The organism is Roseovarius sp. W115, assembly GCF_032842945.2.
Lineage (GTDB): Bacteria > Pseudomonadota > Alphaproteobacteria > Rhodobacterales > Rhodobacteraceae > Roseovarius > Roseovarius rhodophyticola.
In genome coordinates, this window is sequence record NZ_CP146606.1 from 2,519,622 (window position 1) to 2,542,647 (window position 23,026).

Sequence of the window (23,026 nt, forward strand, 5' to 3'; positions counted from 1 at the left end):
GGAGTTGCGATACATGACTACCCCCACCTCGAGTGTGAGCGGGCTCGACCACGTACCCGGTACTTTTCGAACGCTCTGGCAAGCACTGGACTATGCTGCGCAGGGTCAGACTGGTGTCAACTTTTACAACTCTGAGACGGCGGTCTACGCCTCGCTTACATATACAGAGCTTCGTGACAGGGCGCGTGCACTGGCGGGTAAACTCGCCGCTCGGTTTCAACGTGGTGCACATATAGGCCTTATCGCAGAGACGTCACCGGATTTTGTGGTGTCGTTTATGGCTTGCCAATATGCGGGTATGATTGCTGCGCCGATGAGCCTGCCTGCTGCATTTGGTCGGCGCGAGACGTATAAGTGGCAGATTGCGAAAATCACCGAAACAGCAGCGCTGGCTACGGTGATGACATCTGCGGACTACAGAGCTTTGATTGAAGACATCGTCGCAGAGCAAAGCATTCCCGTCTTCGATCTCAGTGGCGATGATCTTGGAGAGGCAACAGCCGAACCGATTGCTTTTGAGGCGGATGAGCCATCTTATTTGCAATTCTCGTCGGGCAGCACCAGCGAACCAAAAGGGATTTTCGCAACCCAGCAAAGTGTGATGGCCAACGTGCATGCGATCAGTGATGAAGGTCTGAAGATCACGGGCAAAGACCGCATGGCGAGCTGGCTTCCTTTTTACCATGATATGGGACTGGTCGGGTTTTTCCTCGTTCCGATGTGCAATCAGTGCTCTCTTGATTGCATGTCGCCGTCGACTTTTGCGCGCCGTCCGGGCCTCTGGTTGCGCGTTATCAGCGAAAACCGTGGCACGATCACATACAGCCCAAGCTTTGGCTACGGCCTTTCTGCGCGCAGATATCGAGGTGAGGAGCTTGATTTGAGCTGCCTGCGTGTGGCGGGCATCGGTGGCGATATGATTGAGCATGACGTTCTTGCTCGGTTTGCGGACGTGTTTGGACCGTTGGGTTTTACACATAACGCATTTGTAGCCAGCTACGGTATGGCCGAGGCTACATTGGCAATATCATTTGTGCCTCTCAACCGCGGGCCGTATTACGATACCGTCGGACTGCAGGATCTGCAGACAAAGTCCAGAGCTGAAGCCCCTTCAGATGGCGCGCAAAAGCAGCGTATCTTCACAGCCTGCGGTGTCCCACTTTCTTCCTTCGATATGGCCATCAGGAATGCGGATGGTGATGCCGTTGCATCTCGCGAAATTGGCGAGGTCATGCTGAAAGGCCCGTGCCTCGCACAAGGCTATTTCCGCGCGGGTAAAGGCGTGGAGCCTCTATGTGACGCAGACGGGTGGTTTGCGACCGGAGACCTTGGGTATTGGCTGAATGATGAGATTGTTATTACCGGACGTTCAAAGGACCTCATGCTTTGGAACGGCAAGAACATCTGGCCACAAGACCTTGAGTGGGTCGCACAGAAGGCTGCTGGGACGCAAATCTCGCGTGCAGCGGCCTTTGATTTCCGAAAAGAAGACGGCACATCGCAGGTCATGCTGCTTGCCGAGTGCCGGGTGAAAGACAACGAGGTGCGGGAAAAGATCAGGCGCGACATTGTCAGTGCTGTGCGTGATGTTGTCGGGGTGCCGTTCAAATTTGTTTTTGTCATGATGCATTCCCTGCCTGTGACAAGTTCAGGCAAGCTGAGCCGGTCGGCCGCAAAGGTACGCTATCTCGAAGGTGAATTGACCGATCCCTACGCGGATAATGAGGACGCCGATTTGCCATCCCCCAAACATGTATCCGCTAGTGCCGGTTGAAGACTCAAAATGTCTGGCGATTACAGGGGCGACCGGCTTTATCGGCCAGAGGTTTTTGGCGGATTGCAGGGCCTCCAACATTCCGGTTTCCGCGCTCACACGACGTCCGCAATCTGTGACAAACGGTGTTCGTTGGGTGCATGGGGATTTGTTTGATGCCGAAGCCCTTGAAGATCTGCTGGACGGCGCGGACTGCCTTGTTCATCTTGCCGGGGCCACAAAAGCTCTGCGCCGAGAGGATTTCGACAGGATCAATACTCAGGCGACCGTTGAGCTTGCGCAACTTTGTCGAGCCAAGAACGTACGTCACTTTATCTTCCTGTCCTCACTGGCGGCCACAAGACCAGACGTTTCACCCTATGCAGTCTCAAAAGCGGACGCAGAGAAAGCGCTTGCTGAGCAGGGGGGATATGGCGATTTCCGTAATACGGGCCCCTGCAGTTCTTGGCCCGGGCGATAGCGCGACCTATCCGCTTTTTAGTAATCTCGCCAAGGGCATCTTGGTGGCACCAGGTTCTGCCCGCAACTTCTGCTTCTCAATAATTGACGTCGCAGACCTCAGTAAATTGCTCGTCGCACTCGCAAAAGTCACGACACCGGTGAGTGAAAGGATCGCGCCCTATGGTCATGCGCGCCTTGATTGGCCATCCATCGCACAAAGCGCGCAACGCACGTTGAACCGTCCAATTCGCACACTATATATTCCGCCTTGGTTGATGAAAATTGCTGCGCATGCTGTTGATTTTTTTGCGCGGCTGAGTGGAAAAGCACAGGTTATTTCAGCAGACAAACTTGGCGAAGTTAACGCGGGTGATTGGATAGCGGAACATCCCGTTGAGAACCCGGTGCCGCTTGATGAGACGATGCGGCGATGTCTCGCCCCTTTTGGCAACCTCAACGCAAAGGATGCCTGACGGCACATTAGGATCATGAGAATGGTAAAAGACACATCAGAGATTTACGATCAAGTCGTTGCAATCATGCAACGGCATAGCCAAGAAAACGTTGCATATTCGATGGATACGCATATTGCGTCTGATCTCGCGCTAGACTCGGTGGAAATGTTTGAGCTTTTGATGGACATTGAAGAACACTTCGATATCGGCCTCTCGGTGGAGGAAGGTTCATCTCTCGACACAATAAAGTCCCTCGTGGAAGCGATTTCGGAAAAAACCAATGCCTGAGTTAGCAGTGACCCCAAACAGTCTTTTCTCGAAGTTTAGCGATGTGCGTAAACGCGTAGAGCGGATCGACGCCTTCGGAGATGTACGACCATTCGGCGTCGTCTTTGAAGAGTTGCTTTCGCCGACGAGAGCGATGGTGGATGGGCGCGAAGTTGTTCTGGCTGGAACCAACAACTATCTTGGACTGAGCTACGATGAGACCTGCGTAGCTGCAGCGAAAACCGCCCTGGATCAGCATGGCACTGCGACAACGGGTAGCCGATTGGCCAACGGAACTTATTCCGAACACGTGCGCCTTGAGGAAGAGCTGAAAGACTATTTCGATGCGTCCTCTGCAATTGTTTTCACCACAGGGTATCAAAGCAATCTTGCCGCAATCGGAGCGTTGGCGGGGAAGGGTGATCACCTGATCATCGACACAGACAGCCATGCTTGCATCTACGACGGCTGCCGGCTCAGCGATGCGGAGACGCATGTGTTCCGGCATAATTCGCCAGAAAACCTTGAACGGCGTTTGGCCCGACTGCCTGAAACCGGAGCGCGTCTTGTCGTGATAGAGGGGCTTTATTCTATGTTCGGCGACGTGGCGCCGGTCGCGGAACTGACTGAGGTCGCCCACAAGGGCAATGCGATGATCCTTGTTGATGAGGCGCATTCGGTTGGCTGCTATGGCTACAAGGGCCATGGTGTCAGCGCGGCGCAGGGTGTTTTGGACAAGGTCGATTTCATAACCGGCACGTTTTCCAAGAGCTTTGCGTCAATTGGCGGCTTCTGCGTATCTCGGCATCCGGAATTGGAGATGATCCGTTTCACAAGCCGTCCCTATCTGTTCACAGCTTCCGGGTCTCCCGCAAACGTGGCCGTCGCGCGCCAGGCGCTGGATATTATCGCAAAAAGTGGTGCGAACCGTGCCAACCTTTGGGCTCGGGTACGCCAGCTTTATGATGGGCTGTTGTCTCTTGGGCTGACTCCTCTTTCTCCTCCCGGGCCTATCGTTGCTGTTGAGATATCCGACGAGCTGACGGCAGTGCGAGCCTGGAACGACCTGCTGAACCAGGGTGTGTATTTGAATCTTGCGTTGCCGCCCGCTACGCCACAATCGAAATCGCTTTTGCGCTTGAGTGTCTCCGCTGCGCATAGTGAAGACGAGATCAAGAAGATCCTTGATGCTTTCCGCGTGGTTCCAACAGGCAAAACGCTGCGCACCGCTTCTTAAAAGCGCCTCACTTTCAACCTGATACATCAGCGAAAGCGAAACGCGTGCAAAGATTGGGTGTCGCGCGGCATTTCGCGATCATCTGTGAGCCGGGTTTATCGCGAAACGCTTTAGCCCGCTGCCTCAGCGAAACGCACCGGCGCGGTAAAGCCGCCACGCAATGACTGGTGAGTACAAGATCGGATGCCTGTGTGCGGCATCGCTCAGCTCGATCTCGACACCGGAGTGACTGCCGACCTTTTCGAGCAGGTAATCCAATCCTGCATCAAAGGTCAGTGCAGCTTTGAGAACACGCAGCGCGCCTCGCGGCTTGCCCGTCATGCGGCGCAGCCACCATTTTGCAGTGCATAGCCTGTGTGACATCGGCGAGGGCGAACGCAGCTCTTCGGATAGAATTTCAGTCAAAGCTGCGTAGCGCTCCTTATTGCGCGCCACGATTTCTGCGGCACGTGCGAAGGGCCGTTCTGGTCGAAGTTCTGTACGGTAGCTTTCCGCCAGGCCACGCGTCCAAACACTCTGTGATTTGTCTGTGATAAGTGGCGCTGTTTGACGATAGAAATGTGCGCAGCCCATCGCGAAGCTGGCGATGATTTTGTCGCGTATTTCGGCGCTGCGTGCATGAATGAGCGAGGGTTGCACGAAACGCGCCCAAAGCATCGTTTCAAGCCCGCCGCTTACCCGTCGATGAAAGCCGGCTTCAGACACGATTGCATATTTGGCGCGCAGCCTGTGTCCGTCATCGGTATTTACCTGCAAAAAGTGCACACCGGGTGGCAATAAGGCGGTCGCGAACCGCAAGAATGGGTTCGGATAGACTGAACGATAGTCTTTCACGACAACGTAGAAATCGAGCATTTTGTCCGGGTCATCGCTTTCACGCAGGGCAGAGCCATAGAAAACGAGCGCGATCACGGCATCACCGTGACGTGCCTCAATTGCTTGCGCCATTTTTGTTGCCGGTTGTGAAAGCGGTCGTTGTTCTGCGGCAAAGACAGCGCGCAGTTTTTTCAAAGTCACGTCATCCGTCATCGCAAGAACCTGATCTGATCTGATAGCGTCACATGTACCGGGTCTTGCGCGCTGAAATCAAAGCTTTCCCCGTCGATCATAATGGGTGCATGCGGGGTCAGTTTTACAGCGTCTTCCCGATGACTAAAAAAGCCCAGCTTTTCGAGCCGATCCGGCTGCTTCCAGACCAGTGCCTGAAACAGGCCGCGCCGAAAATGGGGCATGGGCCACGTGGCGTATGTGAGCGAGATCGAACCAGAGCCTTCGCCCCAGAACGGGTAGAGCCCAAGGCTTAACCGTGGCAACGAGGTCATGATGCTAAGGCCGTGCGGTCCGTCATAGGCTAGGTTGTCGCCCTGCAAAGCAATCTGAGAGCCCGCAACGACAGGTTGACCGTTTTGATCCAGATAGGCGTGTGGGGCGCTCAAAAACCTTAAAATTGCTTGCCCGACTGAAAAAGAGCCGCGATGGCCGGGGCCGTGAAGCTCTTCCTGAACGTAACGCATTGCGCGCGCAAGCGTACCGGTCGACAAAACGAACCCAAGCTGCGGTGTCGACAAACCTGGGCTGTCTATCTTTAGAGCGCGTTGTTGCGTCACTTGCTCACGTTTGCCCGCCAAAAGCCCTGCAAACCGTTTTTGAAAGTGGCGTGGGCCAAAGGCGCGAAATCCAAAAAGTTTATGCGCGAGATTTGTGCTTCCGCCAGGTAGAATTGCGAATTGTGGTGGGGTTTCAAACTGATCGGCAAGTGCGTGACAGGCTGACAAAACGGCCAGAACAGTGCCGTCTCCTCCTTCAATGAAAATCGTGGAAACGCCATCTTCCATCACCTTACGAAGCTGAGGCATCAGAGCGGTGTCACCAGAAAACTCAAGTATGTTCAAGTCTGGTGCGGCTGCCGCCGCCTGCGATACCCAGGATCCTTTTCGGGCAACACGGTGACTCTTGGGATTGGTCACAAACGCTATGGATTTGGCATCCATCAACTTCGACCATTCCGCAAGGCCAACACAACGCAGACGAGTAAAAGACAGGCCAAAGGTGCCAATGCCGCTGTCGGCGCTGCAACGTTCATCGTGTCGGGCAAAGTTTTGGAAATACTATTAAAAATGACGTATACAAAGCCACCTGCCATGGCCACAACCAGAATAAGCTCGGGCTTTGCGTTGCGCCCAAACCGCTGCATTACAATGACGGTGACAACCATGAATGTCAGCGCGGCAATAGGCAGTGCCAGGCGACTGTAAATCCACACCTGATAAGCGGATGTGGCGCGATTGCCGGAAACCTCAAGCATGGAAAGCTTCCATAAACTCCTTACAGATAGATAGCGTGGTTCAAGTGCCAGAAGACGTAAGGTATCGGGGTCCAATGTGCTGCGCCAATACCGGGGCAAAGCAAATTCCTGATTATCGTAGCGGACCTGTCGCACGCCGCTGAGACGCCAACCGGCTACATCGGCTTTGGCCGAAGTCGCAAAACTCACTGCGGCCATCTTACCCTCTTCGGCCATGTGAAACAGCGTGATTCCCTTAAGCATTCCACCCTCGACCGACTTAATTCGGACCAGCAGCTTTTCGTCTGTTATCCACAGATCATCCGATAGTGTCGGTGTTTTGACCACTGCCTCGGGGCCAAGCCACGCCGTGAGCGCCTTTTGTGCGCGTGGAGCGGCCTGATCGATCAAGGCGACATAGGCCAGACTTGCCATCAGAACCGCAGGTGCAAGTGCCCGGATCTGACCCATGGCGGACAGACCGGCATAGACAACGGCCACCAGTTCATTGCGCCGGATCAATGCCACATAGGTGATCAGAAGTGAGAGCAGAAAGGCGAAAATGAAGACCTGCTCAAAGATTAAGGGTGCGCGAAGCAGCATGAACTTCATGTGGTCCTGTAGCCCTGCATCAGGCGGTAGAATGTCGCCTTTGCTAAGCGCATCGAGCACGCCGAGGATCGCAACCATGCCAAGGCTGACTGTTAGGTTTCGCGCGAGAAACAAGCGGGACAGATATCGAGACAAACCGTGCATGTGTCAGGGCTCAAGCACCTTCGGCTTTCACCAAGTTTGCACCCTCCAAGGCGTGCCGTCGTTGCAGCCGCAAACGGTTTCCATTCGCACGATGAAACAACACGAGCGCGATCAAGGTCACCGCGAAAAACAGGGGCCATGCGCCTGCCCATGCAGGTATCACACCCTGTTGCGCTTTTAAGAGGCCAAACTCCAACAGTTTCTGGATCGACAGCAACACCAAAATACCGATCACAAGCCCGCCGGTGCGCTGTCGTCGCTGCAAGTTGAGGCCGAGGACGAAACCCACAAAAGTCAGGGAGACCAACATGGCCGCCCGGACCACCCGGTCATGTAGATCTGCTGTGGCAATTATGGGGTCAACGTCATGTGTGCTTTCTTCATAAGACTTTGAAAAAAGCTCGGTAAGTGTCAGTTCTCGTTCATCCAGGCCCCTAATTCTGAAGGGGCCTGATCCAACGGACATCTCCCAGTCGATTTGTTTGACTGTCGCGTGGGTGGCCGTCGTGTTTTCGGTGATGTCTGGCAAGTCACCAATCATCGCATCCCTGAGCGTTATCACCCATTTTCCGTCTTGCGATCGCCGCAGCTCCCCCGATCCACCTAGCATAAATTGCTCTCTGCCGTTTTCGGCCGTCTCGAAAATGAACGTTTCGCCAAGGCCGTCGTCACCTGTATCGGTGCCGCCTGTCCAAACAGTCCAGTTATCGTATTGAATAAATTTCCGATCCTGGAATGCCGTCGTGATGTTGTTCTGACCGATTTCAAAGACCACTGCGCGAAAGCTGTATCGGGAAAGCGGCTTTAGATACCCCGAAGACAGGATGGACAGCGTGGCCAGGATAAGGCTCACCATAACGAATGGCCGTACCAGCCGATACAGCGACACACCGGAAAAAATCATTGCAGTCAGCTCGCCATTCCGGCTCAGCCTGTTGATCGTGAGAATTGTGGTCAGCAACAGTGCTCCGGGCAAAGCCAGTTCAATGTAATGCGGCAACAGCCGGGAAATGAGACGCACCGCATCAAATGCAGGATTCTCGGATCCCGACACGATTTCAGTCAGCCTCACCAGCCGTTCAATCAGCAAAATCGAGCACGCCAGTGCAAGAAATCCGAGAAACAACCAGGAGCTTTCGGTGATAAGGTAACGGTCAAAGCGCCGATACACCTTTGCGACCTCCTGTTGCCTGCAAATTCAAAGGTTACAATAGCTTGATGGTGGTGTAACGGCAAACGTCATTTCTTTTTTTACGCCACGTATCAAGCAGATGTGGAGGAGTGTTTGACCTTTTGGGTGCAGTCCGCGAACATCTGCCGAAATGGAACGAACATGAGAGATTTTTGCCAAATGTCGGCATCGGACACATCGGTTTTTGAAATCTCTCCTGTGCGCAGTCGTCAGGATCGTCAGGCATTTTTGGATCTTCCCTATCGGGCCTATCGTGCAGATCCCAATTGGCGCGCGCCGCTGAGGATGATGCAGGCGGACCAGATTTCGCCAGCCAAGAACGTGGCCCTGTCTACAATGGACTATGAGTTGTTTCTGGCACGTAGAAACGGGAACGTAATCGGGCGGATCGCCGCGATTGTTAATCGGACCTACATTGCCCGGTACCAAAATCAAACGGGGCATTTTGGATTTCTCGACACGCTGGAGCCCGAGCCGGATCTCGTGGGGGCACTTCTGAAGACAGCCGAGCAGCATCTGAAGGCCAGTGGAATGCAACGCATGCTTGGGCCGTTCAATTTTTCGATCAACGAAGAATGCGGTCTGCTTGTTGATGGGTTCGATACGCCACCGATGATTTTGATGCCGCATGGTCGGCCCGAATATGCGTCGGCTTGTGAGGCTGCGGGTCTGACCAAAGCCAAAGACACAATCGCGTATCATTTCCGGTTCCCGCCCGACCATGTAACGCCCCCAAAAATTGCGCGGGTTAGGCAGGCTGTCGAAAGAGAACCCGACCTGCGTATAAGGCCTTTGAACATGAAGCGTTTCAAAAGCGAGATGGCGATTATTCTGGATATGTTCAACGATGCGTGGTCACAGAACTGGGAGTTTCTGCCGTTCAGTGAAGACCAAATCAATCATATGGCCGCAGAACTTCGTCCCTTGGTCACAGAGAACTCAATTCAAATCGCGGAGTACAAAGGCAAACCCATAGCTTTTGCGGTTTTTCTACCAGATCTCAATGAACTTGCGCACGGTCTGAACGGGCGTCTTCTGCCATTTGGTTGGGCTCAGCTTCTGTATCGATTGAAAATCCGCGGACCGCGGCGCGCCCGTCTTCCGCTGGCAGGCCTCAGGCGCGCGCATCACAAAACCAAGCTGGGTTTTCTGGCGGCAGTGGGCAGTTTTGAAGCCGCGATCGCAGCCCAGCACGCGCAAGGTGTGGAAGAGATCGAAGCCAGCTGGGTTCTTGAAGATAACGACGATCTGATTGCCATGTGCCGGACCTACGGCTTGCAGCCGTACAAAACCTATCGGATTTACGAAAAGGTCTTTGGATGACCAACAGCAAACCGACGGCGATAGGGGCCTTGGTGCTGGCTGGTGCGCGGCATGCGGGCGATCCGCTTTGTGCGCAGGAAGGCGTGGCCAGCAAAGCGGTCCTCGATATTGGCGGCAAGCCCATGATCATCCATGTGCTTGACGCGCTTAACATGGCGAATATCGAAGGCGATACGTGGGTCTTGGGGGCGATCAAACAACGCTTGCTCCAGCTCTTTCAGGCCATGATGTGACCCATCTGGAGGCCAGCGGCGCCGGTCCGGCCGCCAGCCTGTGCGCTGCGCTTGCCGGGCCCGTCGGTCCGCCGTTGCTTGTGACAACAGCTGATCATCCGCTTCTGAGTGCGGAAATCATCACCCATTTCGTAACTGCGGCGCAGAGTTCAGGGGCCGACCTTTGTGTTGGCTTCGCGCGGCGTGGTGTGATCGAGACCAAGTTCCCGGACACACGTCGCACGTATTTGCCGATTGGGGCGCGTGATCTGTCCAGCTGCAATCTGTTCTATGTCGCCAACCCGACCGCCAAACGTGTCCTCGATCTTTGGCAAACGGTGGAGTCCGAGCGCAAGCATCCCTGGCGCATGGCCAGACGTCTTGGTCTTTGGTTCCTTTTGCGGCTCTTTTTGATGCGGCGCTCCGAGGCGCAGGTCTTCTCGCTGCTGTCCAAACGTTTGGGCGCATATGTCCAACCTGTTATCCTACCGTTCGCTGACGCCGCGGTGGATGTCGACACGCCGGACGACCTGACGCTGATGCGTGGAATTTTCGAGGGTCGACGGTAAATGCTACCAACTCTTGAAGTTTTCTGATTATAGCTCTCGCAACGGTTCGGAGAGCGTCGTGGTTGAAACTCAGCAACAAAGATCGGCCGGGGAAGAAAAGCCGCCAGAGCTTGTCAGCCCCGTACGCAGAGCGCTCAAGAATGCAGGATGGCTTTTGGCGGGCAAAGGATTGGGCGGTGTGTTCAGCCTCATCTATATGGGCCTCGTCGCGCGCAGTCTTGGTATTGAGCAGTTCGGTATTTTCGCGCTTATTTTGTCTTATATTCAGGCTATTGCGGCATTGGCAAAATTTGAATCCTGGCAAACCGTCATTCGCTACGGCGCGCAACATCTCGAACAACAGGAACCCCAAAAGCTGCGGCGCATCATGAATTTCAGTACCGCACTTGATTTAGGGTCTGCGCTGGTTGGCACCGCGATTGGGGTGGCCGGTGTCTATATCATTGGGCCGCAACTTGGCTGGAATGAGGGGGATCAAACCATTGCGGCATACGCCTGTGTTTTCCTGCTTTTCAACATCCGGGGCACACCTTTAGGCATATTGAGGCTGTTTGACCGGTTTGACATCGCTGCTTTTGCAGAGGCTGTGTTGCCAAGCGTTCGTCTGGTTGGGGCGTTAATCGCCTGGGCCATTGGCGCATCGGTCTTTTCGTATCTTCTTGTGTGGGTCATCGCCGAACTGGTCACCGCCGTGGCGCTTTGGTGGAGTGCCCTGCGCGAACTGCGTGCGAAAAACGAAGAGGTTTTCAAGGCATCAGTCTTTGACGTCGTAGGCGTTCGCGCTGAGAATCCCGGGGTTTGGAAATTTGCCTGGACAACCAATCTCGATTTTTCCCTCAAACAAGTGTGGAAACATTTGCCGGTTCTCGCCGTGGGATGGTGGGTTGACGCTGTGGCGGCAGGCGGCTTTCGGATCGCAACCAATCTGGTGAATGCTGTGGGCAAACCCTCAACCCTGCTGTCCTGGGCAATTTTTCCCGAACTGGCAAAGCTCAAAGTAACGGAACCTGGCCAGATCGGTATGGTTGTGCGCAAAACAAGTATTGCCTCTGCCCTCGTCGGCGTTGTCGCGCTTTTGCTGACCATCCTGTTTGGAAAACAGGCCCTTTGGGCGCTGGGTGGGGATGGTTACGATTTTGCTTACCCGGTTCTGATCATATTGGCCGTAGCGACGGTGATCGAGCTTTGCGGGATGACACTTGAATCTGCCATCGTCGCGCTCGGATTCCCGGAGGCGATGTTGACTATCCGCTCAATTATTGCCGCGACCTATGCAGGTCTGCTGGCCACGATGGTGCCCGCATTTGGCATTTTTGGTGCGGGGTTCACCGCAATAATTGCATCTGCTCTTTTGCTGGTTTTGATCCTGTTCAAGTTTCGCGCTATAGCACGCTCAGTCACGTAAAGTTTAACCTGCCACTCCGATATGGATTCTTCGCTGGTTTTTGGCAGTAATATCCAATTACAGGCTTTGGGCTTTTTAGAAGGCGCATTGCATAAAGTGTGTCGGTCAGCCAAAGAAGGTTGCGCCGAGCAGGTAAAAACAGCATTGAGAAGATTGGATATGTGGGGTCCCGCATGAACGCAGAACAGCCGATTAAGCCCGAGGGGTTGAATAAGACCAAACGCAAAGTCGTAAAGCGTCTGGGAAAACGCATCATGCGTTGGGTCGCCGACTTCCAATCGCGTCAAAGCTTGGTGCCGGACACTCCGTTTATCGATCCTGCACTTTTTCCGTTTTTGCAGGAATTTGAAGAGCAGTCAGATGCCATTCTCACCGAGCTGCGGGGGATACTCGAACATCGCGAGGCGATTCCGGGATTTGAGCAGGTGTCGCCTGATCAGTATCGGATTGCGGTGGCCAAACAGTGGAAGACATTTGTTCTTTACGGGTTCGGAGAGGCGCTTCCCAAAAATTGCAAATCCGCGCCAGTCACCGCAGAGCTTTTGGGGCGAACACCAAACATTCAGACCGCATGGTTCTCGATTTTGGCACCCGGTTATCACATCCCCGCGCATACCGGCGTCACCAAGGGCATCGTGCGGGCGCATTTGGGGCTGATCATCCCTCAGGAGCGCGAGAAATGCCGTATTCGCGTTGATCAGGAATACCGCGCTTGGGAAAAAGGCAAGATTATTGTGCTCGATGATACCTACGAGCATGAGGTCTGGAACGACACAGACGAAGAACGGGTTGTTCTGCTTTTCGACTTTGATCGTCCCATGAAGTGGCGCGCCAGAGTTTTGAACAAGCTTCTGATGCGGGCGTTGAAAATGACTGCCTTCTACCAGGAGCCCCGCAAAAACCTGGCTGATTTTGAGTCTCGCTTCGAGGCCGCAACGCAACGCGCCGATAAAACCCTTGAGAGCTTGAGCGACTAGGGAGTCGGACCGTTCAGTCGGTACTTCGAACGGCTGAATTTATGTTCAACGGCAGCGGTGCGAGCAGAGATGACTTTGACCCCTCGCGCGGCTTTTGGTCAATGGCTGGGCTTACAAGGCTCACTGCTGAGATCTATGGCAAACAGTCGGTCAGTTGATGACGAATGGCTGCCGCAAACATTTCCTTGGGCAGGCTGTTTGCAAACAGCCAAGTCGCACTGTTCCAATTATACTGATGCGCCTCGTGACCCGAGCCGTGGGAAGTTAAATGTCATTTGGTTGCAACAGAGGCTGGGGTGACGAGAGCCGTTCGGATCATGTCGTCAGAAATAGATTCTATGCGTCGTGTATTTCAGCACCTATTTTAATGTAATGGATCACTTGGCCAAGCTTACCAACTGGATGATGAATGAAGGTCGCCGCTCGGGCGACCCCATCAAAGTCGTGTCGCATTTTTGCTCCTCGCTGATCGACGCCGGTGTGCCGCTTTGGCGCGCCAATATTGGTCAGCGGTTTGCCAATCCCTTGCTGATTGCCTGGGGTGTGGTTTGGAAACCCGAAGAGACTGAAGTCTATGACGTCATGCATGAAGTCACGCTGACCGACAGCTACGTCGGCAGCTCGTTTGAGTACATCATGGAGCACAAAAGGCCGCTGCACAAAAGCCTGCGCCAGCTTGATACTGAGAGCGACCATATCTCGTATCTGGAGTTTGCCGAGATGGGCGGCACAGACTACTACGCCACCTTGCTTTACTATGGCGACGGATCGCTGCATGGCTGCACGTTTGTGACACGGGATCGCGATGGGTTCCTGCCGCAGCCCTGGAGATGATCGAAGCGGCGTTACCGGCGCTGTCCTGTGCTATGGAACCCATTACCATGCGCAAATCATCCAAAGGCCTCTTGCGTACATATCTCGGGGATGGGCCGTCTGAGGCCGTTTGGAACGGCACGATCAAACGCGGTGAGCGCACGACCATCGAGGCGGTTGTCATGTTCTGCGACCTACGCGGCTTCACCGCGATGTCCGATAGCTCGTCTCAAGAGCAGGTTTTCGAGGCATTGAACGGGTACTTTGATCTTGTTGTGCAGTCGGTCGAGGAAAATGGTGGCGATGTCCTTAAATTCATAGGCGATGGCATACTGTCGATTTTCCCGATTTCAGACCCAGCGGATCGCGCCAAACAATGTCGAAACGCGGCGCGTGCGGCGCAAGATGCGATGGCCGGACTGGCGGCTCTCAACCTCAATCGAAACGAGGCAGGCCAGCCGTCTTTAGATTTCGGTGTTGGGATCGACGCGGGACGGGTCAGTTACGGCAACATTGGTAGTCCCGGCAGGCTGGATTTTACGGTGCTTGGCGGCGCGGTGAACATCGCAAGTCGTATCGAGGGGCTGACCAAGACCACCGGCAGCCGGATTTTGGCAACAACCGTTGTGGCGGCTGCCACGCCTGATTTGTTTTCCTCGTGTGGTCCCTTCGAAATACGTGGACTGGCGGATCCAATAGAGTTGTTCACGCCTATCGAGCCGTCAAATTAAGTAAAGACGGAGGGTCTGGACAGCGAAGTAAAGGACTGTGAAGTCTGTGGGCATTGGGTGTGAATGCTCTAGGCTCAGCTCTTCAAGAGCGTTATGTTGCAGTATGGGCAATGTAATGACCGAATTCTCGTTCTACGACGGTTTACCCAAATTCACCGATTTCGCCGACATGTCCGACGAGGGGCATTATTCCTCATTGCCCGACGACTGGTGGATCGGAACGTCCGACGTCAAGGGTTCAACCGAAGCCGTCCAAAACGGAAAATACAAAACGGTGAACATGGTCGGGGCCGCTGTGATTTCGGCCCAAATCAATGTGCATAGCGGGGCTTGTTTCCCGTATATTTTCGGCGGTGATGGCGCAAGCTTTGCTGTCCCGCCTTCTTGGAAGGACCGCGCGAGCGATGCATTGGCTGCGGTGAAGCTCTGGGCGCAGGAAGAATTTGAAATGCACCTGCGCGTCGGCATGGTGCCCGTTTCACACATTCGCGCAGCGGGGTTTGATGTAAAGGTCGCCCGGTTCCAAGCCTCAGAAGGCGTCGACTACGCGATGTTTACCGGCGGTGGGCTCAACTGGGCGGAAACGCAAATGAAAGCGGGCAAGCATTCTGTTCCAGAGGCAAATGAGGGGGCGCAGCCAGATTTAACCGGGTTGTCTTGCCGGTGGAGCCACATGCCCAGCAAAAACGGTGTCATCCTGTCAATGATCGTGATGCCACATGATGATGTGCCTTGGCCCACATTCACCGAATTCGTTTCGCGCGTGCTTGACCGGACAAATCGCCTGGAGTCCTTTGGCCACCCCTCCGCAAAGGAAGGTCCGGGCGTTTCGTGGCCTCCCGCCGGTGCCACGCTTGAGGCGCATGCACAGCGCGGGACAGGATCGCTTGGCAAAGCGCGTCGGAAGGCGTTGTTTGAGAGTTTTGTCGCGTGGGTGCTCATCAAAACCGGCCTCAAGGTTGGAGGCTTTGATGCCCGCAGGTATCGTCGCATCGTTGGGGAAAATGCTGATTTTCGAAAATTCGAGGACGGGCTCAAAATGACGCTGGATTGCGACACTGAGACCGAAGCGGATTTGCGGTCTTTGCTCGAAGAAGCTGCGAAAGATGGGATTATCCATTTTGGCCTACATACTCAGTCCGAGGCCATGCTGACTTGCATTGTGCCCTCTATCATGGAGGACAATCATGTTCATTTCGTTGATGGGGCCTCTGGTGGGTACACCGCAGCTTCCCGGTTTTTGAAAGTCTGACGTGATGCGAGTGAAGACCTCACATCTGTTCACATTGAAGCAGGCAGGTCCGGTTGAACGTTTGGTCTGGTTGATAAGACCACAGCTTATGCCTAAACTGACTCAGGGCCTTTCAGCGATTTTGGGGATGCAATAATGTTCAATCCCGCCGCAGTGGTGACCGCTGCTTTTGGCGATCATCTTGCTGAAACGTACCTGCAAGCCTTTCCGGAACAAAAGCCACACTTCGCGGATTTCTTAAATGACGTGGCGCGCGAGAGCCTGGGCCGTATTGGTGCCAGCGATGCACCCTATCACAACGCAGAGCACACGATGCTGGTCACGCTGACAGGTCAGCAGATCATCCTTGGCAAGCAGAAAACGAGCGCCGTGCTCCCGGAAGATTGGCTCCACTACATCGTGGCGCTTTTGCTCCATGATATTGGTTTCACGCGTGGCCTATGTGAGGGTGATACGCCCCAAGAGGTGGTGATCAACGATGCAGGAGAGCAGATTTGCCCGCCGCGCGGTGCCACGGATGCGTCCCTTGCGCCCTACCACGTGGACCGCGGCAAGATCTATGCCCGTCACCGTTTTGCAGATCATGATTTCGTAGACGCAGAGCGTATCGCACAGGCGGTCGAATACACGCGTTTCCCGGTGCCGGATGATCCAGCTTATCAGTGCTTTGACAGCGAACCGGCGCTGGTGCGGGCCGCGGACCTCATTGGTCAAATTGCTGATCCTCGCTATTTTTCCAAAGTAAGCGCGCTGTATCAAGAATTCCTGGAAACCGGTTTTGCGCATGAGCTTGGTTTCAACTCCCCCATGGATTTGGTCGAGCATTTTCCAAGCTTTTTCCATGAACAGGTAGAGCCACTCATTGGCCCGGCGCTTGAGCATTTGCAGCAAACGAAGGACGGCAGAGGGTTGATTGAACAACTCCACAGCCATGTGTCCCAAGCCTCAGGCGGAGAAAACACACCCGGACCGTTCTCTGGCCCGTAAGGCGCACCGGATCACGATGCCGCCTGGCTTTGCATCAGCTACGCCTCTTGCGTTTGTGCGGCGTTGGCCACGAGCCGTTTGGTGACGAGGCGCATCACGGACATGGCAAATTTAGGGTCTTCATACTGCAACCGCGTAAAGCGTTTCTCATTGACTTCGTAGACAACCGTATCCTCTACGCACCGCACCGTCGCCATGCGCTCAGCACTGCTGTTGAAGAACGCCATTTCGCCAAAGATATTGCCCGCAGGGACAGTCACATTCTGCCCTTCGATTTCGACGAGCCCCTCGGCCAGGTAATACATGCAGTCAACCGCATCACCCTTTTCGAAAAGGACATCACCCGCCTCGATGTCCCGTCTTTTGCCATAGGCCATAGCCGCGGAGAAATCAGCTTCGGACTCGTCCGTCATATGCGTCACCAGTCTGCGAAGTGCGATGAGTTCATAGAGCCGATAGGCGTTGATGGCGAGCAGGATGACCTCAATCGCCAGAAGCGGCCAGATCTGAAACACTGCGCTATAGATGATGAAGCAGACCGACGACAAAATCACGAGGACACGCAGCCAGATCATCGAATTCATCGAAAACGTCGCCAACTTGAAGGCAACTGCGAGCCAGCCAACGGCTTCAATGATATGGTGTGTGGTGATGGATTCCATTGGCTTATTCTCCTAAGGCGCCAGCTGAACCAAAATCAGATCAGGGATTTGGCAAATCGCTCAGGTCTTGTTGCCGCGTCCCTGCAAAATTGTACAGTTTTTGTCGGCGTCAGCGTCATTTGCCGTCCATATGTTTCTGGAGGGTATGGGCAATGAGGCTGCCATGACCAAAAAGCGCGCTGTGGCTGCGATGGCGCATGTTTTCCTGCGGCGGATTCTTGATCAGCCGCCAGCCCAACACAATCGCGATTGAGGCAAAAATGACGCTGCCAAGCGCCTGTCCGATCAAAACGCCCTGCGCCCCCATCAAGACGCCACCGGCGACGACAAACGGCCATGTGCCCAGGGTGTTCTGCCCCCAATTCAACCAGGTCGAATAAGACGGGCGACCCAGCGTATTGAACGACGCACTCGCCACAAAGACGGCGCCACTGAAGAACGACGAGAGCGCAATGGGAAAGCAGTAGAGGAAAATTAACTCCCTTGTCAGGTTCGCGGCATTGAAAAGATCAGCAACCGGACCCCGGAAGGCCAACAAAATCATGGTCACACAGACCACATAGATCGCAACAAACTTGATGGCATCGAGATAGGCGCGTCTGACCCGGTCCACATGGCCGGCCCCGAAATTCTGTCCGATGATTGGCCCGATGGCGCCCGACAGAGCCCAAATGACCGAGAAGGCCACTGGCGTCATTCTCCCGATCACGGCCATCCCGGCCACGGCCTCAGACCCGAATTTCGACATTTCGCGTGTCACGATCGCCGTGCCAATGGGTGTTGCCACACTGGCCAGCACGGCCCGGCTGGCGAAATGTGTCACCGTCTGAAGATCACGCCAGAGCAAGCGCAAGTTAGGGCGGACAAACGCATTGTGTTTGCGCAACGCGGGATAAAGGGCAAGGCCCAGCGTGACGAACCGCGCTGCGACTGTGGCCCATGCTGCGCCCGGCAGACCCATGCCAAGCGCGAAGATGAAAATCGGATCAAGCACCGCATTGGTCAGCGCCCCGAAAAGGGATGGGTACATCGCCAACCGATGCTCACCGTAGCATCTGAGCGATGCGACCGTGACCATCGACAGGCCTGATACCCAAGTGAATGGCACAACAATCCAAAGATAGGTTGCCGCCAGCTCAGCCACCTCACCCGTGGCCCCGAGAAGGCCCACGAAAAATTCGACATTAATCAATAAAATCAGAGGAATGGCAATCCCGGTCAGCATAACAAGCATCGCGGTGCTTGTGGCGTATTCGCGGGCCTCCAGCTCATCCTCCTCGCCGATCGAGCGTGACACCAAAACGCCCGCCGCAACCGACAGGCCAATATTGATTGCGCTGGTAAAGAACATCAAAGCGCTGGCATAGCCCGCCGCAGCGGCCATCTCCTCGTGCCCGAGCATCGAGATGAAAATCAGGTCAATCAGATCGACCGCATAGATCGCCATCAGGCCAATGCTGGCCGTGAAAGAGGAAACCGTAACGTGCCGCATGACACTGCCGGTCGTAAATTTCGCGTTGCTCCCGGTCGTCATCTGAGGTCCCTCATAGTTGGGCCGATCTCCACATCAAAAGCACTGCCAGGGCGCATAAATTCCCCGTTATATGCGACCAGTGTATAAAGGATATACGCAAGCTGGTAGCTTTGAGTTTCACAGGCCCCAAGCCAATGGGCCTTTCAACTGCGCCTTAGCTGTGATTGGAAAAAATCTGTATGTGTCATTGCCGATCTCGGAGCGAGGGCAGCGCTTTATCGATAAACCCGTGTCGTTCTGATGAGGTCGGCCCATAAATTGCCTTGCCCGGTGAGGTGGTTTGGACCTTAAGCACGCCTTTTGGAACCATGTTATGGCTGTATTGGAGGATGATAGCCCTCAAAAAGTGAATGACTAAAATGGTTTGGGAAGGTTTGGCAGCCCGTAGGGGAATCGAACCCCTCTTTCCAGGTTGAAAACCTGGCGTCCTAACCGATAGACGAACGGGCCATGCCTTGGCGTGAGGCGTTTCCTAGGGAAAACCGGGCCGTTGCGCAAGAGGGATTCGCAAAAAACCGTGGTTTTCCTAGCTTTGAAAAACAGACGTGTGGCTTACTCTGCCTCATCCATCCTGGACGCGTTCAGTTGGGCGTAATTTTCGGGGCCGATTTTGTCGAGAAGGTCGAGCTGAGTTTCAAGGAAATCAATGTGGCCTTCTTCGTCTCGTAAAAGACCATCAAAGAGATCCTTTGACACGTGATCCCCAACCTTGTCGCAATGTTCTCGGGCTTCTTTATAAAGCGCTCGGGCCTCGTGTTCCGCCGCCAGATCACACTCGAGGGTTTCTTTGGGGGTTTGACCGATGCGCAGGGCGTCCAGTTTTTGCAGATTGGGGTGACCTTCGAGAAAGATGATGCGCTCCATTAGTTTATCGGCGTGATGCATCTCCTCGATGCTTTCCTCGCGACTCTTTTTGGCCATATGGCCGAGGCCCCAGTCCTCCTGCAGTTTGTAGTGCAGCCAATATTGGCTGATCGCGGTCAATTCGCTGCGCAGGGCCGCGTTCAAATAGTCGATAACTTTACTGTCGCCTTGCATTCTCTTTTTTCCTGTGTTGATCCGCATCTTATGTTGCGGAGTTCCATGGGTACTTCCAGATTGGGGTTGCTGCGCATCGTCGCCAGAAAAAGCGACATGCATCCGCCGCAATCCGCCGACTTTCCAAGTGCTTTGTATACTTTGCCAGGTGTGATCAGTGTGGTGTGATCAGAGGCCCGCATCCAGTTTATTGCGGCGTGAACGTCGCGGTCGGTAATGGTTCGGCAGTGACAGATGATCATGTGATAACCCACACGGTTGCAATTGCGCAGGTTTATTCCTGACTAATAAAATCAGGAAAGTCAATCCTGACAATTTTGCTAAGCCAATCTGTCGCAGGCTTGCAGTGAGCTTTCGTCAAGCGAGGGCAGCATCTTCCAGCCGCAGTTGCACGGTCTGGCGGCCGCCCCAAGTGTTGATGTCGAGCCGTCCGGCCAGGTGGAAACGTGCGCCGCCATGTTGTTCCAAGGCCTGCCCGAGCGGCGTGTCAAAGGCCCCAAAAGCAATGGCATCAAGCGTGGGGCCGGTGCCGTCGCCAAAGCGCAATTTCAGGTGGCTGTCGCCGACGCGTTTGGCAAAACTAACACCTTGATCGGCAAAGGCGTAACGGGGGCCCGGCGCGCCTGCGCCGAAAGGGCCAGCGGCCTCAATCTGTTCGACAAGCTCGGTTGTGGCCCCGCCCGGCATCAGCAACCCGTCCAGTCGCAAATCAGCCGGGCCGGATTGGCCCGCGCCCTGTTTCGCCAGAAGCTTGGAGAGCCGGTCCATGGCGGCCTCAAGTTTTTCTCGTGCGACGGTCAGACCGGCGGCCATTTTGTGCCCGCCGCCTTTGATCAAAAGCCCCTCTGCGGCCAATTTCTGGATCGCATGTCCCAGATCGACGCCTGAGACTGAGCGCCCCGAACCTTTGCCTTCATCACCGTCGAAGCCTATGACAATGGCAGGGCGGTTGGTGGCCTCTTTCAGGCGTGAGGCGACGATGCCGACAACACCGGGATGCCAGCCGTCTCCGGCGGCCCAGACAAGCGGGGCCTCCAGCCCGCGCTCTTCGGCCTGATCCAGTGCAGCAGCGCGGACACCTGCTTCAACATCTTGCCGTTCTACATTGAGTTCGTTGAGTTTTTCGGCCAGAGACTTGGCTTCATGGAGGTCATTGCACGCCAGAAGACGCGCCCCCAGATCGGCGCGCCCAACACGTCCCCCGGCATTCACGCGCGGCCCAAAAACAAAGCCGAGGTGATAGGCATTGGGCGCAGCATCAAGCCGAGCCACATCGGACAGCGCCACAAGCCCCGGGCGGGCGCGGTTGGCCATCACGGACAGACCTGTGCGCACAAAGGCGCGGTTCACATCGCGCAGCGGGGCTACATCTGCGACCGTTGCCAGCGCCACGAGGTCGAGCATGGCCATGAGGTCGGGGCCTCGCTTGCCTGCCTCACGCAGTTGGCGGCCGGCCTCGACCAGCATAAGAAACACGACAGCCGCAGCGCAGAGATGCGCCAGTTCGCCGCTCTCGTCTTGGCGGTTGGGGTTCACCACGGCCAAAGCGGGCGGCAGGGTTTCACCTCCCAGATGGTGATCCAGCACGATCACGTCCGCGCCCTTTGCCGCGGCCAGTGCATCGTGGCTGAGCGTGCCGCAATCAACGCAGAGGATCAGGTCATGCGCCGCCGCAAGTTCGGCCATGGCCGGGGCATTGGGGCCATAGCCTTCGTCGATGCGGTCCGGCACATAGAGGGTAGCGGCGCGCCCCATCTGACGCAGCCAGTCGATCAGCAGTGCTGCCGAGGATCCGCCATCGACATCATAATCGGCGAATACAGCGATTTTTTCTTTTGCATCCACAGCCTGCAAAAACCGCGCAGCGGCAGCTTCCATATCTTTCAAACTGCGCGGATCAGGCATCAGGTCGCGCAGCTTGGGCGCAAGATAAGCCTCCGCTGCGTCGCTGGAGACACCAAGGCGGCTCAGGGTTTGGCACAAAGCGCGGGGCAGGGCGGTGGCCTGCGCCATGGCCTCGGCCAGCCGGTCTGTCTCGGGAGAGGGGCCGACCCATTGTCGGCCCGTCAGGGAAGAGGTGACGCCGAGAAAGCCGGTCACGCGACCGGGTGGCGGCAGGTCATGACACGGCGTTCTCCGGTGGACGAACGCAGGAGAAGCGTTTGTGTCTCAACATACCCCGCACCGGGCTTCAAACCGGCCACAAGTGAGCCTTGCGTGACACCAGTGGCGGCAAAAATGACATCGGACGAAACCAACTCATCGCGGCTATAGACCCGGTCAAGATCGGTGATCCCCGCCTTGGCGGCGCGGCCTCTCTCGTCATCGTTGCGGAACAAGAGCCGCCCCCAGATTTGCCCGCCCAGGCATTTCAACGCGCCTGCGGCCAGCACACCTTCGGGTGCGCCACCAGAGCCCATATACATGTCGATGCCGGTGGCTTCGGGGTCGGTGCAATGCATGACACCGGCCACATCGCCATCGCCGATCAGATACACGGCAGCACCCGTGCTGCGCAGGGCGGCGATGGTGTCTTCGTGGCGGGGGCGTTCCAGAACGCAGACGGTGATGTCGGATGGGGCACAGCCTTTGGCCTTGGCCAGGGCTGTGACGCGCTCTTCGGGCGACATATCCAGCGAGACCACGTCCTTGGGGTAGCCCGGACCAATGGCCAGCTTGTCCATATAGACATCCGGTGCATGCAGCATGGTGCCACGCGGGGCCATAGAGATCACGGTCAGCGCGTTGGGCATGGCTTTGGCGGTGATGGTGGTGCCTTCCAGCGGATCGAGCGCGATGTCCACGGCGGGACCAGTGCCGCTGCCGACCTCTTCGCCGATATAGAGCATCGGGGCCTCATCGCGTTCGCCCTCGCCGATGACCACGGTGCCCGCGATGTCCATCTTGCCCAGTTCCTCCCGCATGGCGTTCACAGCGGCCTGATCGGCGGCTTTCTCGTCGCCATGGCCGATCAGCGGGCGACAGGCCAACGCGGCCTGCTCGGACACGCGCGCCAGAGCCAGCGAGAGCGTGGCGTCATCAAAGTCTTGGGTCATAAAAGCTCCTTCGGGCTCAAATCGCGAAAATCATTAGCTGCCAGGCAGCAATTGCACAAGG

The 23,026-nt window shown here is 55.5% G+C and carries 24 protein-coding genes and 1 tRNA gene; 14 read left to right on the forward strand and 11 right to left on the reverse strand.

What is annotated here, in order from left to right; all coding sequences use genetic code 11:
- Nucleotides 1-13 precede the first annotated feature (13 nt).
- The 5 genes from RZS32_RS12800 to spt are packed head-to-tail and all read left to right on the forward strand — an operon-like array spanning nucleotide 14 to nucleotide 4,174.
- Nucleotides 14-1,774, forward strand: a complete 1,761-nt coding sequence (locus tag RZS32_RS12800; protein WP_317057359.1) for a fatty acyl-AMP ligase — start codon at nucleotides 14-16, stop codon at nucleotides 1,772-1,774.
- On the forward strand, nucleotides 1,752-2,234 hold the full coding sequence (locus tag RZS32_RS19010) for an NAD-dependent epimerase/dehydratase family protein (RefSeq protein WP_422395915.1): 483 nt from the start codon (nucleotides 1,752-1,754) through the stop codon (nucleotides 2,232-2,234). The genes RZS32_RS12800 and RZS32_RS19010 overlap by 23 nt, the downstream gene beginning before the upstream one ends.
- Nucleotides 2,185-2,688, forward strand: a complete 504-nt coding sequence (locus RZS32_RS12805) for a hypothetical protein (RefSeq protein WP_317057361.1) — start codon at nucleotides 2,185-2,187, stop codon at nucleotides 2,686-2,688. The genes RZS32_RS19010 and RZS32_RS12805 overlap by 50 nt, the downstream gene beginning before the upstream one ends.
- Before the next feature lie 21 nt (nucleotides 2,689-2,709).
- Complete coding sequence (locus RZS32_RS12810) at nucleotides 2,710-2,958, forward strand: acyl carrier protein (protein WP_317057362.1); 249 nt, start codon at nucleotides 2,710-2,712, stop codon at nucleotides 2,956-2,958.
- A complete protein-coding gene (spt, locus tag RZS32_RS12815; RefSeq protein WP_317057363.1) occupies nucleotides 2,951-4,174 on the forward strand; it encodes a serine palmitoyltransferase in 1,224 nt (407 codons plus the stop codon). The genes RZS32_RS12810 and spt overlap by 8 nt, the downstream gene beginning before the upstream one ends.
- 123 nt (nucleotides 4,175-4,297) lie before the next feature.
- On the opposite strand, the gene RZS32_RS12820 is transcribed toward spt, so the two are convergent.
- Genes RZS32_RS12820 through RZS32_RS12835 form a run of 4 tightly spaced genes read right to left on the reverse strand, consistent with a single transcriptional unit; the run spans nucleotide 4,298 to nucleotide 8,385 of the window.
- Nucleotides 4,298-5,203, reverse strand: a complete 906-nt coding sequence (locus tag RZS32_RS12820) for a hypothetical protein (RefSeq protein WP_317057364.1) — start codon at nucleotides 5,201-5,203, stop codon at nucleotides 4,298-4,300.
- Complete coding sequence (locus RZS32_RS12825; protein ID WP_317057365.1) at nucleotides 5,200-6,165, reverse strand: diacylglycerol/lipid kinase family protein; 966 nt, start codon at nucleotides 6,163-6,165, stop codon at nucleotides 5,200-5,202. The genes RZS32_RS12820 and RZS32_RS12825 overlap by 4 nt, the downstream gene beginning before the upstream one ends.
- Complete coding sequence (locus tag RZS32_RS12830) at nucleotides 6,165-7,214, reverse strand: LptF/LptG family permease (protein WP_317057366.1); 1,050 nt, start codon at nucleotides 7,212-7,214, stop codon at nucleotides 6,165-6,167. The genes RZS32_RS12825 and RZS32_RS12830 overlap by 1 nt, the downstream gene beginning before the upstream one ends.
- Nucleotides 7,215-7,224: 10 nt before the next feature.
- Nucleotides 7,225-8,385, reverse strand: coding sequence for an LptF/LptG family permease (locus RZS32_RS12835; RefSeq protein ID WP_317057367.1), 1,161 nt, complete (start codon nucleotides 8,383-8,385; stop codon nucleotides 7,225-7,227).
- 162 nt (nucleotides 8,386-8,547) lie between these two features.
- Here RZS32_RS12835 and RZS32_RS12840 point away from each other — a divergent pair, with 162 nt between their 5' ends.
- The 9 genes from RZS32_RS12840 (at nucleotide 8,548) to RZS32_RS12880 (ending at nucleotide 16,675) form a co-directional block, all read left to right on the forward strand.
- Nucleotides 8,548-9,729, forward strand: a complete 1,182-nt coding sequence (locus RZS32_RS12840; protein ID WP_339106656.1) for a hypothetical protein — start codon at nucleotides 8,548-8,550, stop codon at nucleotides 9,727-9,729.
- Nucleotides 9,726-9,962, forward strand: coding sequence for a hypothetical protein (locus tag RZS32_RS12845; protein WP_317057369.1), 237 nt, complete (start codon nucleotides 9,726-9,728; stop codon nucleotides 9,960-9,962). Before RZS32_RS12840 ends, RZS32_RS12845 begins: the two co-directional genes overlap by 4 nt.
- Complete coding sequence (locus RZS32_RS12850; protein ID WP_317057370.1) at nucleotides 9,959-10,510, forward strand: NTP transferase domain-containing protein; 552 nt, start codon at nucleotides 9,959-9,961, stop codon at nucleotides 10,508-10,510. The genes RZS32_RS12845 and RZS32_RS12850 overlap by 4 nt, the downstream gene beginning before the upstream one ends.
- A 58-nt stretch (nucleotides 10,511-10,568) precedes the next feature.
- A complete protein-coding gene (locus RZS32_RS12855; RefSeq protein WP_317057371.1) occupies nucleotides 10,569-11,915 on the forward strand; it encodes a lipopolysaccharide biosynthesis protein in 1,347 nt (448 codons plus the stop codon).
- 173 nt (nucleotides 11,916-12,088) lie between these two features.
- Nucleotides 12,089-12,892 carry an aspartyl/asparaginyl beta-hydroxylase domain-containing protein gene (locus RZS32_RS12860; RefSeq protein ID WP_317057372.1) on the forward strand — a complete coding sequence of 268 codons (804 nt, stop codon included), beginning with the start codon at nucleotides 12,089-12,091 and terminating at the stop codon, nucleotides 12,890-12,892.
- A gap of 381 nt (nucleotides 12,893-13,273) precedes the next feature.
- Entirely contained in the window at nucleotides 13,274-13,726 is a 453-nt protein-coding gene (locus RZS32_RS12865; RefSeq protein WP_339106657.1) for a hypothetical protein, read from the forward strand.
- 47 nt (nucleotides 13,727-13,773) lie between these two features.
- A complete protein-coding gene (locus RZS32_RS12870) occupies nucleotides 13,774-14,436 on the forward strand; it encodes an adenylate/guanylate cyclase domain-containing protein (RefSeq protein ID WP_339106658.1) in 663 nt (220 codons plus the stop codon).
- A gap of 115 nt (nucleotides 14,437-14,551) precedes the next feature.
- Nucleotides 14,552-15,688 carry a DUF3095 domain-containing protein gene (locus tag RZS32_RS12875; protein ID WP_317057375.1) on the forward strand — a complete coding sequence of 379 codons (1,137 nt, stop codon included), beginning with the start codon at nucleotides 14,552-14,554 and terminating at the stop codon, nucleotides 15,686-15,688.
- Between the two features lie 135 nt (nucleotides 15,689-15,823).
- Nucleotides 15,824-16,675: a hypothetical protein gene (locus RZS32_RS12880; RefSeq protein ID WP_317057376.1), complete on the forward strand. Its 852-nt coding sequence runs from the start codon at nucleotides 15,824-15,826 to the stop codon at nucleotides 16,673-16,675.
- Nucleotides 16,676-16,713: 38 nt separating this feature from the next.
- On the opposite strand, the gene RZS32_RS12885 is transcribed toward RZS32_RS12880, so the two are convergent.
- From RZS32_RS12885 to glpX, 7 genes are all read right to left on the reverse strand, one after another.
- The gene (locus RZS32_RS12885) at nucleotides 16,714-17,337 is read right to left on the reverse strand and encodes a Crp/Fnr family transcriptional regulator (protein ID WP_317057377.1); all 624 of its coding nucleotides are present in this window, start codon (nucleotides 17,335-17,337) and stop codon (nucleotides 16,714-16,716) included.
- Nucleotides 17,338-17,452: 115 nt separating this feature from the next.
- A complete protein-coding gene (locus RZS32_RS12890) occupies nucleotides 17,453-18,871 on the reverse strand; it encodes an MATE family efflux transporter (protein WP_317057378.1) in 1,419 nt (472 codons plus the stop codon).
- A gap of 375 nt (nucleotides 18,872-19,246) precedes the next feature.
- Nucleotides 19,247-19,321, reverse strand: a tRNA-Glu gene (locus tag RZS32_RS12895).
- 102 nt (nucleotides 19,322-19,423) lie between these two features.
- Nucleotides 19,424-19,909 carry a bacterioferritin gene (gene bfr / locus RZS32_RS12900; protein ID WP_317057379.1) on the reverse strand — a complete coding sequence of 162 codons (486 nt, stop codon included), beginning with the start codon at nucleotides 19,907-19,909 and terminating at the stop codon, nucleotides 19,424-19,426.
- Nucleotides 19,876-20,151: a (2Fe-2S)-binding protein gene (locus RZS32_RS12905; RefSeq protein ID WP_317057380.1), complete on the reverse strand. Its 276-nt coding sequence runs from the start codon at nucleotides 20,149-20,151 to the stop codon at nucleotides 19,876-19,878. Before RZS32_RS12905 ends, bfr begins: the two co-directional genes overlap by 34 nt.
- 115 nt (nucleotides 20,152-20,266) lie before the next feature.
- Nucleotides 20,267-22,009: a single-stranded-DNA-specific exonuclease RecJ gene (gene recJ / locus RZS32_RS12910; protein ID WP_317057381.1), complete on the reverse strand. Its 1,743-nt coding sequence runs from the start codon at nucleotides 22,007-22,009 to the stop codon at nucleotides 20,267-20,269.
- Nucleotides 22,006-22,965 (reverse strand): class II fructose-bisphosphatase, encoded by a 960-nt coding sequence (gene glpX, locus RZS32_RS12915; protein ID WP_317057382.1) that lies wholly within the window; start codon nucleotides 22,963-22,965, stop codon nucleotides 22,006-22,008. The genes recJ and glpX overlap by 4 nt, the downstream gene beginning before the upstream one ends.
- Nucleotides 22,966-23,026: the final 61 nt, after the last annotated feature.